This is a genomic window from Kitasatospora sp. NPDC001664 (assembly GCF_053596675.1).
Map to the genome: position 1 here is coordinate 47,540 of NZ_JBSFGS010000004.1, position 13,965 is coordinate 61,504.

Genomic DNA, 13,965 nt, shown 5'->3' on the forward strand with positions numbered 1-13,965 from the left:
AGGACTGGAAGCCTTGCTTGTCAAAGTCTTAACAGGTGCACCGAGCCGTGGGAGGATGGAGCCATGAGCGCACCCAGACCCGCTACGCCGAACCCCGGCGAGCTGGCCATCGCCGAGCAGGTGGCCGTCTACCAGCGGGAGTTCCCCACTGTGGACCCTCAGGTGGAGACCATCGTGTCCACCCTCTCCCGGGTCGCCCGGCGGATGAGCGTCGCCTACGGCCGCCAGCTCACCGTGCTCGGGATCACACCCGCCGAGTGGGAGGTGCTCAAGGCACTGGTGGTGGCCGGCAGCCCCTACCAGCTGGGGCCCGGCGACCTGGCCAAGCGGCTGGGGCTGACCCCGGCCGCGATGACCCACCGGATCGACCGGATGGTGGCCGAGGACCTGGTCACCCGGGAGCGGGACGAGGCCAACCGGGTCCGGGTGATCATCGAGCTGACCGCGAACGGGCGGGCCAAGTGGCTGGAGTCCATGCGGATGGCGGCGGTCTTCGAGGAGGAGCTGCTCCAGGACATCACCGCCGACGAGCGCCCGGCGCTCTCCGAGATGCTCGGCCGGATGCTGCGCCGGATCGAGGAGAGCCAACCGGACGCCCTCGGCCGCACCGAGGACCTCTGACCCCGTCCCCTGATCCCGTCCCCGCCCCGAACGCCGGAAGGCCCCGGACTCCAGTGGAGTCCGGGGCCTTCCTGACGAGTGCTCAGATCACGGGGTCGCGACCACGACGCAGGCGCCGTTGTCGGTCCAGACGCCCCACTGACCGCTCAGCGAGGGGTCCTCGTTGGTGGTCCACCACTTGTTGGTGTAGTTGTGACCCTTCCAGGAGACCTTGGTCGGGGTGGCGTACACCGCACCGGCGCTCCACGACTGGGCGCAGGCGTTGGCCGGCGGAGTCGGGTAAGTCACCGTGGAGGACGGGGAGCTGGTCACGCTCGGGCTGGCCGACGGCGAGGCCGAGGTGCTCGGGGAAGCGCTGGCCGACGGGCTGGCCGACTGGCTCGGGGACGGCGAGGCGGTCGGCGCGGCCGGGCAGTCGGCGGCGGAGCCGTTGGTGGCCGACACCATCTTGTCGAACAGGGCGGTCTTGGTGCCCAGGTCGTAGAGGGAGAAGGCGAAGGAGCCGCCCAGGCCGTTGCAGTGCGCGTAGTCGACCTTGGCCTGGATCGAGCGGGCGTCCTCACCGGACCAGAAGGTGGAGCCGTCGTAGAAGTACGTGGTCTTCGCCTGGTCGTCCCAGAAGGTCTTCGCCGGGTTGTCGACGAAGCCCGCGAGCTCCTTGTACATCTGGATGCCGGGCACGTTGCCGCTCATCGCGGCACCGGCGGCCGGGCCGGTCGCGGTCTGGAACAGGCCGTTCTTGCCGTTGTTCGGCACGCCGGTCCAACCGCGGTAGTAGAACGGGATGCCCATGTTGATCTTCTTGGCCGGGAAGCCGCCGGGGATGCCGTACTCGGCGTCACCCACGGTCCACGCCTTGATGGCCGCGTCGATCGAGTACTTGCCGGTGCCCGGCTTGACCGGGGTCATCGGGTCGTTCGGGCCCGAGTACAGCGGCGCCTGGTGGTTCGTCGGGCCCTTGGCGTCCCAACCACCGTGCATGTCGTAGGTCATGACGTCCAGGAAGGTCAGGTACTGGCCGACCTTGTCCGTCTCGATGTTCTTGATCTTGTCCTGGCCGGCGCCGACCGCGGCGGCGAGGCCGTAGGTCTTCTTGTCCGCCGTGCCCTGGGCGTCCAGCTGCTCGCGGAACTCCTTGAGCAGCAGGGTGAAGTTCTGCTTGTCGGCCGCCGACTCGTGGTTGCCGGTGTGGCCGCCGCCGCCCGGGTACTCCCAGTCGATGTCGATGCCGTCGAAGATCCCGGCCGCCGTGCCCGCGCCGCCGTAGCCGGCGTCGACGGGCAGGTTGCCCTTGATGAACATGTCGATGCAGGAGGAGACCAGCTTCTTCCGGGAGGCGTCCGTGGCGGCCGCGTCCGAGAAGTACTTCGAGTAGGTCCAACCACCGATGGAGATCAGGATCTTGAGGTTCGGGTTCTTCGCCTTCAGCTTCTTCAGCTGGTTGAAGTTGCCCGCGATCGGCTGGCCCCAGGCGTCGGCGACGCCGTCCACCGCGGTGTTGGCGTCGAAGGTCTTCTGGTAGTCGGCGAACGCGTCGCCCGCACCGTCACCCGCGCTGCCGTTGTTCTCGTCCTGGGACGCGGCCTTGGTGGCCTCGAAACAGGTGAGGTTGGTGGGGTGGATGTTGGCGAACGAGTAGATCATGTAGTCCAGGTTCTTGGCGACGCCGGTGTCCTGGATGGTCTTCGGGTAGTACGCGTTCGCGTAGATCGACCACTGGTCGAAGTAGGCGACCTTGATGCCGCCGCTGGTCGCCGGGGCACCGGTGCTGTTGCCGGCCGCCGCCTGGGCGGTGGTGCCCGCGGTCAGCGCGAGGCCCGCGCCCAGCAGCAGCGAGGCCGCCGTGCCGACCGCCAGCGCGGCCAGGCCCTTCGGGCGCCGACGGGTCGCCGGCTCCTGGATAACTCGGTTCATGTGCTCGTGAACCTCCGGGTCGTGGGGGAACTGCCGCGCCGCCCGTGGGTTCCTCCCGCGCGGGGTGGGGCCGCGAGGGCTGGCGGGCACGCCAGTGGAGGTGGAACGGGAACAGGGGCGCCGAACCGGCACCGGAGGTCTGGACCACCGGCGCCGGATCAGGGGCTCCCTGCACCTGGGCACCAAAAATGGACTAGACCAACTCCCCCGTCAAGACCCGAAGTTCCCCGTTGAGCTCCCCTTAAGGTTCTTCCTGCCCGTGAACAGCCAAAAGCCGGTCCCACCTGGGTGGGACCGGCTTCAAACGCCTCACATCCGCTCGATCTCCGTCAAATCGATCTCCACCCCGAACGGCACCTCCACCTTGAACCGCCCCCGGTGGATCCCCGTCCCCACGTACCGCCGCGTGGCCGGCTCCAGCCAGGCGGTTCCGGTGCGGGTTCGCCCGTTCGGGTCAGTAGCGGAGGGCGCTGCCCAGCTTCGCGGTGACGGTGCCGGAGAGGGCGCGGTTGGACTTGGCGGTGGCCTGGGTGGTGGCGCCGGCGGCGGTTTCGGGGACGGTGAGGACGGCCGCGTCGAGGAGGTTTCCGGACGAGTCCTGGAAGTTGACGGTGAGGGTGTACTTGTAGGGCTGGGAGCCGGAGTTGGTGACGGTGACCGGGACGCTGGACTTGCCGTCGGGGTCGGTGGTGACGTCGCCGAGCTTGACGTCGTCCTTGGCGTCCAGTCCGCCCTTGACGCTGGCCAGCGCCGAGGAGGCGGCCGCCTGGGCCGAGGCCACCGCGGAGGAGGCCGAGGAGGCGAAGCCGCTCGCGGCACTGTTCGCCGCCGAGGCCAGCGCCGAGGCCCCCGACTGCACCGCCGCCGAGGGCGACTTGTCACCGTCCGACGAACACCCCGTCAGCAGCAGCCCACCCGCGAGCACCACACCCAGCACGACACGACGACCCACGACGGCCTCCAGAGCAGTCAACGGAACCTGCCCTCACCCTTGGCCGCCCCGCCACCGGCGGCCAGCAGGACGGTCCGGACGGGTGACTACGATGGGCGCCATGGTGGTGCGCAGCCTCGGGGACCTGGAAGCCGAGATCATGGACCGGCTCTGGCGGTGGGGCCGGCCGGCGACCGTGCGCGAGGTGGTGGACGACCTCAACGCGACGCGGCCGGTGGCGTACACGACCGTGATGACGGTGGCCGGGATCCTGCACACCAAGGGGCTGCTGCACCGTCACAAGCAGGGCCGCACCTGGGTCTACGAACCGGCCCGCAGCCGGGAGGCGTACACCGCCTCGCTGATGCAGGAGGCGCTCGGCTCCACCCCGGACACCCCGGCCGCGCTGGCGCGCTTCGTGGAGCGGATCAGCCCGGACGAGGTGGCCGCGCTGCGGGCGGCGCTGGCCGCCCTGGACGGGCCGGGGGGCCGGGAGTGACGGCCGCCGCGCTGCTGGCGCTCTGGGCGGTACTGGTGACCGCGGTGCTGCCGCCGCTGCTGGCCGGTGCGCGGTGGACCAGGCGCAGCCCGGTGCTGGGGGTGGTGACCTGGCAGACCCTCGGGCTGTCGGCGGTGCTCTCGGTCGCGATGGCGATCCGTCAGCTGGTGGACCCTTCGCCGCACCACCACGGTGGTCTGCTGCACCTGTGCGGGTTCTCCCCCGAGGCGGTCTCGGGCACAGCCCTGGCGGTGGCCGCGCTGACCGCCGCCCGCCCGCTGGCACTGCTGCTGGCCGCCCTGCACACCTCCCACCGGGAGCGCCGCCGCCACCGCGAGCTGCTGGACCTGGCGGCCCACCGCGGCCGGGTGCCGGGCGGGGCGCTGCTGCTGGACCACCCGACGCCCGCCGTCTACTGCCTGCCCGGCCGCCGCTCGCGGATCGTGGTCAGCCGGGGCGCCCTGGCGGCGCTCAGCCCCGAACAGCTGGCCGCCGCGCTGGCCCACGAGCGCGCCCACCTGACCGGCCGTCACCACCTGGCGGTCTGCGCGGCGCAGGCACTGGCCGGCACCTTCGGCCGGCTGCCGCTGGGCCGGCTGGTCCACGCCGAGGTGCGCACCCTGCTGGAGATGGCCGCCGACGACCGGGCGCTGCGCCGCCACTCGACGAGGGCGCTGGCCACCGCGATGGGCGTGGTGGCCGGGGCGGGCGCTCCCGCCACGGCCCTCACCGCCGGGCACCAGGCGCTGGCCCGGATCGAGCGGCTGGCGACCCGCCGCCACGCCTCCGGCCCCGCGCTGGCCCTGACCGCCGCCGCCCCGGCCGCGCTGCTGCTGCTCCCCCTGCTGCTGGTCTGCCTGCCCCACCTGGCCTGACCGCCACCCGGGTGACGCTCCGTCCCCGCCTCCCGGCCCGGCACCCGGGCGGTCGATAGCCTCCGCCCGACGTCCGTACACGGAAGGGCAGTTCATGAGCGTTCGACCCACCATCGTGCTGGTCCACGGCTTCTGGGGCGGGGCCGCCCACTGGGCCAAGACCATCGTCGAGCTGGACCGCCTCGGCCACACCGGCATCCGGGCGGTGGAGAACCCGCTGACCTCGCTGGCCGACGACGCGGAGCGCACCCGGAAGATGGTCCGTCAGGTGGGCGGTCCCGTCCTGCTGGTGGGCCACTCGTACGGCGGCGCGGTGATCACCGAGGCGGGCGACCTGCCGAACGTGGTCGGCCTGGTCTACATCGCCGCCTTCGCGCCGGACGCCGGGGAGAGCCCGGGCGGCCTCACCCAGGAGCACCCCCCGGCCGCGGCCGCCAACCTGGAGCCGGACGGCGACGGCTACCTCTGGGTGAAGGCCGACAAGTTCCACGAGTCCTTCGCCCAGGACCTCACCGAGGCCGAGGGCCTGGTGATGGCGGTGACCCAGAAGGCCCCGCTGGCCTCCACCTTCGGCGACGCGATCACCGCCCCCGCCTGGCGCACCAAGCCGAGCTGGTACCAGGTGTCCGCCCAGGACCACATGATCCACCCGGACAACCAGCGCCGGATGGCCGCCCGGATCGACCCCCGCAAGACCATCGAACTCCCCACCAGCCACGCCTCCCTGGCCTCCGACCCGGTGTCGGTCGCGGCCCTGATCGACGAGGCCGCGTCCTCCTTCTGACCGGCCCTCCGGAACGACCGCCCGCCGCTACCGGCTCCCGGCCGGTGCCCGGACCGCCTCCGCCTCGACCTCGAACAGGACGTCGGGCGCGGCCAGGGCCGCGACGCCGACCAGCGTCTGCACCGGCGGGCGGTCGCCCCACCCCTCCTTCACCGCACCGGAGACCGCCCCGAGCCGGGCGAAGTCGTGGTCGACCACGTAGGTCCGGATCCGGACCACGTCACCGAGGCCGAGCCCGTGGGCGGCGAGGGCGGTGGCCAGGTTGCGGAAGGCCTGCCGCACCTGCTCCTCGAAGCCGCCGGGGACCACGGCACCGTCCGGTCCGGAGCCGTACTGCCCCGCGACCAGGACCAGTTCCGCACCGGCCGGGACGGCGGCGGTGTGGCTGTAGCCGAACGGGACCGGGTCGTGCAGGCCGGCCGGGTTGACGAAGGTGAGCTGTGCCATGCGGGTTCGCCTCTTCCTGGGAGTGGTGGCTCCGCGCGGTGCCGGGAACGAGCCTCGCAAGCAATCACGACACCCTCTGTCGGGTATCCCCGACGGGATTCCGGACTGACCTTCCGGCGGGTCCCCGGTAGGTTCGGCGGATGCGCGCCGATCGGCTGGTCTCCCTGGTACTGCTGCTGCGGCAGCACGGCCGCCTCTCCGCGACCGCCCTGGCACGGGAGTTGGAGGTCTCCACCCGCACGGTGCTGCGCGACGTCGAGGCGCTCTCCGCCTCGGGCGTCCCGGTCTACGCCGAGCGCGGCCGGCACGGCGGCTTCGCGCTGCTGCCCGGCTTCCGGACCGAACTCACCGGGTTGAACCACGACGAGGCCCTCGCCCTGCTGGTGGCCGGATCGCGGCGCGGGGCGCAGGCGTTCGGCCTCGGCGCGGCGCTCGCCTCGGCGATGCTCAAGGTGGTCGACGCCCTCCCCGCGGGCCAGCGGGACACGGCGGCCGGCGTCGCGCAGCGCCTGCTGGTCGACCCGGAGACCGACCTGTTGGAGCGCCGGCTGGTCACCGAGGAGGCGCCCGACGCGGTGGTCGCCGAGGTGCTGCGCGCGGTCTTCGCCGGGCGGCGGCTGCGCATCCGGTACGCGGCCCCGGACCAGGAGGCCCGGTGGCGGACGGTGGACCCGATCGGCCTGGTGTCGGTCCGCGGCCAGGGCTACCTGCTGGCCACCCGGGCCGGCTCCGGCGAGGAACGCACCTACCGGCTCGCCCGGACGCTGGCCGCCGAGGGTCTGGCGGAGGCCGCCGAACGCGACAGGCAGGTCGACCTGGAACGGGCCTGGCGGGAGCGCGGCAGCCGGTTCCGGACGGGCGGCGAACAGGTCACCGCGGAGCTGCGGCTGGCCCCGGCGCGGCGGGCCGAACTGGTGGGCACCGCACTGGCCGTGCTCGCGGAGACGGCCGAGCCGGACGGACGGCTGCGGCTGGAACTGACCTTCCAGGACGCCCGCCACGCCGAGTGGGCCCTCTGGCAGGCCGGCCCGGACGCGGAGGCGCTGGCCCCGCAGTGGCTGCGCGAGTCACTGCGGGGCCGCGCCGCGGCACTCCTCGCCCGCTACGGCGGGACGACCTGACGGAGCCCCGCACGGCGTCGGCCGGAACCGGACGGTCCGACCAGGGCTCGGGGTTCGGGGCTCGGGGTTCGGGGCCCGGGGCCCGGGGCCCGGGGCCCGGGGCCCGGGCACGGCAGCCGAACGGGGCGGAGGCCCCGGCCGTCTGACGCCCCGTCCGGTGGGCCCGCCCCGGAGGGTGCCGGGCGGGCCCGGTGGACTGTGGTCCCGAGCGGTGCCGTCGGCCGGGGGATCCGGCCCGGACCGGCGGAGGCGTCAGGCCAGGCCGACGCCGGCCTCGTCGTCGGCGGCGCGGGCCTCGCGGCGGCGGACCACGTCCTGGCGGCGGGAGACCACCGCGGCCGCGCCGACGGCGGAGGCGGCGAAGGCGAGCAGGCCCAGGCCCGCGCCGTCGAACCGGTGCCGGGTGAGGTGGTCGAGGGAGTAGCAGCCGGCTCCGGACAGGCCCAGGGCCAGACCGCAGGCGCCGAGCAGGGCCGGGTACTCGTAGCCGCCGCCCATCGCGAAGAAGCCGCTGGGGGCGTGCACGGAGATGGCGCCGGCCATGGTGCCGGCCACGATGGAGCCGGCCGCCGGGGTGGCGAGGCCGGCCACCAGCAGGGCGCCGCCGCCCGCCTCGCCGAGGCCGGAGGCCAGGGCGCTCTGGTGACCCGGTTCGAAGCCCATGTGCTCCATGGCCTTGGCGGTGCCCTCCAGGCCACCGCCGCCGAACCAGCCGAACAGCTTCTGGGTGCCGTGCGCGATGAGCACACCGCCGACCGCCGCGCGCAGCGCCAGCAGTCCTAGGTCCTTACGGTTCAGACACGCCATGATGGGGCCTCAGTTCTCGCTCAACAGCAAAGCGGGACAGCAAGGCCATCCCACACCGGGCCCGGCGCCCCCTCACCCGGGGGACGCCATCCGAGCGAAGGACAGTCATGCCGACGAACCCGACCTTTCACCTCAGCAGCGCCGCCATCACCGACGAACCGTCCTTCTGGACCGCCCTCGCCGACGCCCTGGACGCCCCCGACGGCTACTACGGCCGCAACCTCGACGCCCTCACCGACTGCCTGCGCGGCGGCTACGGCCCCGAGGCCCCCTTCACCCTCGTCTGGCACGACGCCCCCCGCGCCCGCAAGGCCCTCACCCGCCCCCTCCCGCACTCCGGCGAGCCCTACTTCGACGCCGTCCTCGACGTCCTGCGCGCCGGCGGCGTCACCGTCACGCTGGCGTAGCCCCGGCCGCGGTCCCGGCCGCGGTCTCGGCCGCGGTCTCGGCCGGCCAGCTCCCCTGGATCCACGACCGCAGCAGCGCGGCGTGCGAGAGCGGGGTGCGCGGGTCGGCCACGTCGCCGTTGACGGTGTAGTCGAGCAGCACCACCTCTCCCGCCCCGTCCGCCCGGCGCAGCCGCTCGACCAGGTCGGCCACCCGGTGCTCCAGCACCCAGCGGTACGAGGGCAGGTAGACCAGCCGCCGGGCGGCCTCGTACGGCAGCAGCTCCGTACCGGTGAGGCCGGTGCGGTGGCCGAGCACCGGGCCGTGCCGGCGGACGGTGCGCTTGATGCCGCGCATGCCGGTGACGGCCAGCTTGGCCGGGTCGACGTCGGCGGTCCCGAAGACCTTGAGGGCCTGCCAGATGCCCTCCACCGACTGGCCGGTGACGCCCTCGGAGTACGGCACGGGGATCCCGCCGTGCGGGTAGAAGGGGCTCAGCCGCACCCACGGCTCGGCCGCCCGCGAGGTCACGTCCACCACCTCCGCCCCGGGGAAGGCCGCCGCGAGGGAGGCGGCGGTACGGCGACGGCTGGCGACGTGGATCGGCATCGGGCTGCTCCGGCCTGTGCGGTGACGGGCCGTCGAGTCTGCTTCACGCCACTGACAGCCCGAGGGCCTTCCGGTGGGCGGCGAGCGCGGCGGGCTCGTCCGCGAGGGGGAAGCGGGCGGCGAGGTGGCCGTCGGGGCGGATCAGGACGTGGCCGGGGCGTCCGCGCAGGACGTCGAGCAGGCGCAGCGGGTAGGCGGCGAGCGGCGTGGTGAGCCCCATCCGGTCCCAGAGCTCCAGGGTGCGGGGCTGGATGCCGACCGCCTTGGCGTACGGCAGGCGCCCGACCAGGCGCTCGACCGGCCGGCACTCCACGCCGTGCCGCCTCGGCTCGGCCGCCGCGTGACCCCGGGGTCAATCCTGGCCCCGGGGTCAGGCGGCGGCCATCGCGGGGAGCGGGTGCCAGTCGGCGGGGACCTGACGCATCAGCAGGGCGCAGTCCAGCTCGGCGGTGCCGGGCGGGAAGCGGTCGGCGGCGTCGAAGTAGCTGGAGGCGGCGGAGCGGACGGTGCAGGCCTCGATCCGCCAGCGGTCGGTGCGCAGCTCCATGCCGTCGAGGCGGTCGCCGGCTCCGGCGGGCGACCAGCCCTCGGCGCCCTGGCGGAAGAAGCGGGAGGCCTCGGCGAGGTCGGCGAAGAGGGCGCTGCCGTGCAGGTCCTCGGCCGGTTCGACGGTGACGTCCACCCGGAGCTCGCCGTCCCGGGTGGCGAGGGCGACCCGGATCTCGTCCTCGGTCTCGCGCACCCGGAAGTCGGCCCGGCCGTGCTCGCCGGGGAAGATCCGGCCGCCGGCCCAGGCGTTGAGCGCCGAGCCGGTGTCGCGGCGCGGGATGTAGACGCCGGTCCGTACGCCGTCCGGGCCGTCCCACTCGACCGCGATGCGGTGGGCGGCGTTCTCGCTGCGCAGCCCGATCGCCCGGGGCAGGCCGAGCGGTCGCACCTCACCCAGGCGGAGCAGGCAGATCCCGGCGACGGCGTGGCCGTTCACCAGCTGCGGGCGGAGTGCGGCGGGCAGCAGCGCGGCGGCGGCCTCCGGGTCGACCCGGTAGTTGACCAGCAGGCGGCGCTCGATGGTGCTGGCGAGGCGGGGTGCCCTCATGACGTCTCCTCAGGAGCGTTGGCGGGCCGCCACTTGGTGTGGCGGAGCACGATCTGCTCGGGGCAGACGGCGCTGAGGAAGCGGCCCACGCAGGTGGCCAGCCGCTCCTCGGCCAGGGAGTAGAGGATCCGGTTGCCGTCCCGGCGTTCGGTGACCAGCCCGGCGCCCTTGAGGATGCCGAGGTGGCGCGAGATGGACGGCCCGCTGATGGCGAACCGGCCGGCGATCTCGCCGGCCGCCAGCTCTCCGCCGCGCAGGTCCTCCAGGATCTGACGCCTGGTCGGGTCGGCGAGGGCGCGGAAGGCTCCGGCCTCGTCCTGGGCTTCTGTCATGGTTAGATATTTAGCACCATAGCTAAATATCTGGCAAGGCGCGGGCGACCGCACTGGCCGATGCTGGGGTGGTGATCGCGTTCAACCTGAGCAGTGCGTTCGTCGCCCTCTTCGCCGTGGTCGGGCCGCCCAAGGTGCTGCTCACCTTCGCGCAGCTGGCACGCAGCCGGACGCACCGGGAGCTGGTGCGGCTGACCTTGGTGGCCACCGCGCTGGCGGCGGTGGTCGGGGCGGCGATGGCCTACTCCGCCGACTTCCTGACCGACTTCTTCCACGTGGACGACTGGTCGATCCAGCTGGCCGGCGGGCTGATCTTCTCGATCTACGCGGTGGCCCTGGTGCTCGGGGTGCACCTCGGCGGCGGGGACGACGGGGAGCACCTGGAGAACCAACTCGCCGAGGGCATCCGGGAGTTGCTGGTGCCGTACATCGCCAGTCCGCTGGGCATGACGGCGGTGCTGGTCAGCTCGCTGGAGGAGGACAGCTGGGGCTGGCACTCCACCATCGCCGGGGCCTACCTGGCGGTGGTGGCGATCAACTGCTTCTGCGTGCTGGTGCTCTCCAAACCGCTGCGCCGGGCGCACCGGACCTCGCTGGAGGTGCTCTCCCGGCTACTCGGGCTGCTGCTGGCGGCGGTCGGGGTCGAGCTGTTCGTCACCGGGCTGGAGAGCCTGCGGAAGCTGTACTGACGGCCGGTCAGGGGCGGGGCCGGGGCCGCGGTCACCACCGCGGTCAGGGCAGCTGGACGGGGCGCCAGGGCACCGGGCTGGAGAGCACCATCGAGCTGGACGGCTGGCCGTACCCGGCGAGCCGGTCGATCAGCCGCTCGAACTCGGCCATCCCGGCGACCGCCACCAGCAGCGCACAGCAGGCCCCGCCGGTGACGCGGTGCAGCTGGAGCACCTCGGGCCACTCGGCCACCGCCGGATCGCGGAGCACGCAGCGCGGGCCGTAGCACTGGATCTGCACCAGCGCGGTGACCTTGAGCCCGGCCCGGTCGAGGTCGACGTGGGCGTGGTAGCCGCTGATCACCCCGTCGGCCTCCAGCCGGCGGACCCGTTCGGCGACGGCCGGTGAGGAGAGGTTCACCCTGCGGGAGAGCTCGTTGTAGGAGAGCCTGGCATCGGCCTGGAGTTCGGCGAGCAGCAGGCGGTCCACGGCGTCCAAGGGGTGCTCCTTTGCGTTCGGCAGGCCGGGGCCGCCCAAGACCTTCCGTCCGGAAGGCGGCGGGGCCGATCCGGCATCCGTCGCCCATTCAATCCGGTGCCGCGCCGACCGCACAATGGGGGCCGTCCGCAGGCGGGCAGGAGCAGCAGTACGGAGCAGCAGGAGGAGCCATGGCGGCAGATCCCCAGGTCAGTACCCCGAAACTCGCCTTCGGCGACGCCGAGGAGCCCGAGGCCACCACCCCGTACGCGCAGTACGCCAAGCTGGACGTGCTGCACAGCCTCCAGCAGCCGCGCAGCAAGGTGGACGCCGAGCTGTCGTTCATCATCACCACCCAGGTGATGGAGCTGCTCTTCGACCTGCTGCGGCACGAGTGGACCACCGCGCGGCACGCGCTGCGCGAGGACGACCTGACGGCGGCTCACGCGGCGCTCAAGCGCGGCCACCACGTGCAGGACGTGCTGGCCAACTCCTGGGACCTGCTGGCCACCATGACGCCGATGGAGTTCGCCGCCTTCCGCCCGGTGTTCGGCGAGGCCAGCGGCTTCCAGTCCTCGGCCTTCCTCCGCCTGGAGTTCATGATCGGCAACAAGAGCTCCCGGCTGCTGACGATGTACCAGGGCATGCCCTCGGTGCACGCCGAGCTGACCGCCGCTCTGCACGCGCCCGGCCTGTACGACGAGGCGCTGGCCCTGCTGGCCCGGCGCGGGCTGGACGTCGACGTGGCGCCCGGCCCGGAGCGGCACCGGGAGAGCGAGCAGGTCACCGCCGCCTGGCACCGCGTCTACACCGACCCGGCGCTGGCCGACCTGGCCCTGCTGGGCGAGGCGCTGCTGGACACCGCCGAGCGGGTCACCCGCTGGCGGCAGCGGCACTACTCGGCGGTCAAGCGCTCGATGGGGGCCAAGCCAGGCAGCGGCGGCTCCAGCGGGCTGAGCTGGCTCAAGCAGTCGGCCGACCAGGACGTCTTCCCCGAGCTGTGGAACGTGAGGAACGAGCTGTGACCACCACCGGCCTGACCACCCGTGAGCAGTGCGCCGCGCTGGACGCCGCCGACCCGCTGGCCGCCTTCCGCTCCGAGTTCGTCCTCCCCGAGGGCGTGGTCTACCTGGACGGCAACTCGCTCGGCGTGCTGCCCGCCCGCACCTCGGGCCGGGTCCGCGAGCTGGTCGAGGTCGAGTGGGGCGAGCGGCTGATCCGCAGCTGGAACGAGGCCGGCTGGTTCGAGCAGCCGCACCGCCTGGGCGCCCGGGTCGCGCCGCTGGTCGGAGCCGCCCCGGGCCAGGTCGTGGTCTGCGACACCACCTCGGTCAACCTCTTCAAGGTACTGGCCGCCGCCCTGCGGCTGCGCCCGGGCCGCTCCACCGTGCTGGCCGAGCGGGCCGCCTTCCCGACCGACCTCTACATCGCCGAGGGCGTCACCTCGCTGGCCGGCGGCGGAGCGCACACCGTGCTGCTGGACTCCGCCGAGCAGCTGGAGACCGCGCTCGGCGAGGACACCGCCGTGGTGGTGCTCTCCCTGGTGGACTACCGCACCGGCGAGCTGCTGGACATCGCCTCGATCACCCGCCGGGTCCAGGCGGCCGGTGCCCTGATGGTCTGGGACGTCTGCCACGCGGTCGGCGCCCTGCCGGTCGAACTCGACGCCTGCGGCGTGGACTTCGCGGTCGGCTGCACCTACAAGTACCTCAACGGCGGCCCCGGCTCGCCCGCCTTCCTGTACGTGGCCGAGCGTCACCTGGGCGTCGCGGAGCAGCCGCTGAGCGGCTGGTTCGGCCACGCCAAGCCCTTCGACTTCACCCCGGGGTACGAGCCGGTGGCGGGCATCGGCCGCTTCCTGACCAGCTCCCCCTCGCTGCTCGGGCAGGCCGCGCTGGGCGCCTCGCTGGACGTCTGGGAGAAGGCCGACCTGGCGGCGGTGCGGGCGAAGAGCCTGGCGCTGACGGACCTGTTCATCGAACTGGTGGAGCCGCTGGCGGCGTACGGCGTCGAGGTGGTGACGCCGCGGGAGCACGCCCGGCGCGGCAGCCAGGTCGCGCTGCGGCACCCGGACGGGTACCCGGTGGTGCAGGCGCTGATCGAGCGCGGGGTGATCGGTGACTTCCGGGCGCCGGACCTGATGCGGTTCGGCTTCACGCCGCTGTACCTGTCGTACACCGAGGTGTGGGACGCGGCGCGGCACCTGACCGAGGTCCTGGAGGGCGGCGAGTGGCGCGAGGAGCGCTTCTCCCGCCGCGGCGCGGTCACCTGACACGACCACAGGTGGGCCCCGTAGGGGCGCGAGGAACTGCGCGAATCGGAAGGCGGCCCACCTGCAACTGAACCGCCGTCAGCCAGTTGCAGGTGCTGCCGTTCCCCCGCGCGCAGTTCCTCAC

Annotated in this window: 17 protein-coding genes and 1 pseudogene; 9 read left to right on the forward strand and 9 right to left on the reverse strand. The window is 73.4% G+C overall.

Annotation, left to right across the window (positions count from 1 at the left end; all coding sequences use genetic code 11):
• Positions 1-63 precede the first annotated feature (63 nt).
• On the forward strand, positions 64-621 hold the full coding sequence (locus tag ACWCYY_RS07245) for a MarR family winged helix-turn-helix transcriptional regulator (RefSeq protein ID WP_345284970.1): 558 nt from the start codon (positions 64-66) through the stop codon (positions 619-621).
• An 87-nt stretch (positions 622-708) separates the two neighbouring features.
• On the opposite strand, the gene ACWCYY_RS07250 is transcribed toward ACWCYY_RS07245, so the two are convergent.
• Both ACWCYY_RS07250 and ACWCYY_RS07255 read right to left on the reverse strand, forming a co-directional pair.
• Positions 709-2,535, reverse strand: coding sequence for a glycosyl hydrolase family 18 protein (locus ACWCYY_RS07250; RefSeq protein ID WP_345284968.1), 1,827 nt, complete (start codon positions 2,533-2,535; stop codon positions 709-711).
• A gap of 454 nt (positions 2,536-2,989) precedes the next feature.
• Positions 2,990-3,487 (reverse strand): hypothetical protein, encoded by a 498-nt coding sequence (locus ACWCYY_RS07255; RefSeq protein ID WP_345284966.1) that lies wholly within the window; start codon positions 3,485-3,487, stop codon positions 2,990-2,992.
• A gap of 106 nt (positions 3,488-3,593) precedes the next feature.
• On the opposite strand from ACWCYY_RS07255, the gene ACWCYY_RS07260 reads away from it, so the two are divergent.
• The 3 genes from ACWCYY_RS07260 to ACWCYY_RS07270 all read left to right on the forward strand — a co-directional run bounded on the left by ACWCYY_RS07260 (position 3,594) and on the right by ACWCYY_RS07270 (position 5,624).
• The gene (locus ACWCYY_RS07260) at positions 3,594-3,965 is read left to right on the forward strand and encodes a BlaI/MecI/CopY family transcriptional regulator (RefSeq protein ID WP_449795543.1); all 372 of its coding nucleotides are present in this window, start codon (positions 3,594-3,596) and stop codon (positions 3,963-3,965) included.
• The gene (locus ACWCYY_RS07265; RefSeq protein ID WP_449795397.1) at positions 3,962-4,840 is read left to right on the forward strand and encodes a M56 family metallopeptidase; all 879 of its coding nucleotides are present in this window, start codon (positions 3,962-3,964) and stop codon (positions 4,838-4,840) included. The genes ACWCYY_RS07260 and ACWCYY_RS07265 overlap by 4 nt, the downstream gene beginning before the upstream one ends.
• A gap of 94 nt (positions 4,841-4,934) precedes the next feature.
• The gene (locus ACWCYY_RS07270) at positions 4,935-5,624 is read left to right on the forward strand and encodes an alpha/beta hydrolase (RefSeq protein ID WP_345284962.1); all 690 of its coding nucleotides are present in this window, start codon (positions 4,935-4,937) and stop codon (positions 5,622-5,624) included.
• Between the two features lie 27 nt (positions 5,625-5,651).
• Here the strand turns inward: ACWCYY_RS07270 and ACWCYY_RS07275 are convergent, their stop codons facing one another.
• Positions 5,652-6,071, reverse strand: coding sequence for a RidA family protein (locus tag ACWCYY_RS07275; RefSeq protein ID WP_345284960.1), 420 nt, complete (start codon positions 6,069-6,071; stop codon positions 5,652-5,654).
• A gap of 140 nt (positions 6,072-6,211) precedes the next feature.
• On the opposite strand from ACWCYY_RS07275, the gene ACWCYY_RS07280 reads away from it, so the two are divergent.
• A complete protein-coding gene (locus ACWCYY_RS07280) occupies positions 6,212-7,192 on the forward strand; it encodes a helix-turn-helix transcriptional regulator (protein ID WP_449795398.1) in 981 nt (326 codons plus the stop codon).
• A 252-nt stretch (positions 7,193-7,444) separates the two neighbouring features.
• Here ACWCYY_RS07280 and ACWCYY_RS07285 read toward each other — a convergent pair whose 3' ends face one another.
• A complete protein-coding gene (locus ACWCYY_RS07285; protein WP_345284956.1) occupies positions 7,445-7,999 on the reverse strand; it encodes a DoxX family protein in 555 nt (184 codons plus the stop codon).
• Positions 8,000-8,106: 107 nt separating this feature from the next.
• Between ACWCYY_RS07285 and ACWCYY_RS07290 the strand changes: the two genes are divergently transcribed.
• Positions 8,107-8,406, forward strand: a complete 300-nt coding sequence (locus ACWCYY_RS07290; RefSeq protein WP_345284955.1) for a barstar family protein — start codon at positions 8,107-8,109, stop codon at positions 8,404-8,406.
• Here ACWCYY_RS07290 and ACWCYY_RS07295 read toward each other — a convergent pair.
• From ACWCYY_RS07295 to ACWCYY_RS07310, 4 genes and pseudogenes are all read right to left on the reverse strand, one after another.
• Positions 8,393-8,995: a DUF6939 family protein gene (locus ACWCYY_RS07295; protein WP_449795399.1), complete on the reverse strand. Its 603-nt coding sequence runs from the start codon at positions 8,993-8,995 to the stop codon at positions 8,393-8,395. The two genes, ACWCYY_RS07290 and ACWCYY_RS07295, sit on opposite strands and share 14 nt — an antisense overlap.
• 181 nt (positions 8,996-9,176) lie before the next feature.
• Positions 9,177-9,332, reverse strand: a pseudogene (locus ACWCYY_RS07300) (FAD-dependent monooxygenase); the annotation flags it as partial.
• Positions 9,333-9,365: 33 nt separating this feature from the next.
• Positions 9,366-10,091 (reverse strand): DUF2071 domain-containing protein, encoded by a 726-nt coding sequence (locus ACWCYY_RS07305; RefSeq protein WP_345284952.1) that lies wholly within the window; start codon positions 10,089-10,091, stop codon positions 9,366-9,368.
• Complete coding sequence (locus ACWCYY_RS07310; protein ID WP_345284951.1) at positions 10,088-10,423, reverse strand: metalloregulator ArsR/SmtB family transcription factor; 336 nt, start codon at positions 10,421-10,423, stop codon at positions 10,088-10,090. The genes ACWCYY_RS07305 and ACWCYY_RS07310 overlap by 4 nt, the downstream gene beginning before the upstream one ends.
• Positions 10,424-10,494: 71 nt before the next feature.
• Between ACWCYY_RS07310 and ACWCYY_RS07315 the strand changes: the two genes are divergently transcribed.
• Positions 10,495-11,112 (forward strand): MarC family protein, encoded by a 618-nt coding sequence (locus ACWCYY_RS07315; protein ID WP_345284949.1) that lies wholly within the window; start codon positions 10,495-10,497, stop codon positions 11,110-11,112.
• 43 nt (positions 11,113-11,155) lie between these two features.
• Here the strand turns inward: ACWCYY_RS07315 and ACWCYY_RS07320 are convergent, their stop codons facing one another.
• Positions 11,156-11,581, reverse strand: coding sequence for an Lrp/AsnC family transcriptional regulator (locus ACWCYY_RS07320; protein ID WP_345285028.1), 426 nt, complete (start codon positions 11,579-11,581; stop codon positions 11,156-11,158).
• A gap of 179 nt (positions 11,582-11,760) precedes the next feature.
• On the opposite strand from ACWCYY_RS07320, the gene ACWCYY_RS07325 reads away from it, so the two are divergent.
• Positions 11,761-12,594, forward strand: coding sequence for a tryptophan 2,3-dioxygenase (locus tag ACWCYY_RS07325; protein ID WP_345284947.1), 834 nt, complete (start codon positions 11,761-11,763; stop codon positions 12,592-12,594).
• Positions 12,591-13,841, forward strand: a complete 1,251-nt coding sequence (gene kynU / locus ACWCYY_RS07330) for a kynureninase (protein ID WP_449795400.1) — start codon at positions 12,591-12,593, stop codon at positions 13,839-13,841. Before ACWCYY_RS07325 ends, kynU begins: the two co-directional genes overlap by 4 nt.
• Positions 13,842-13,965: the final 124 nt, after the last annotated feature.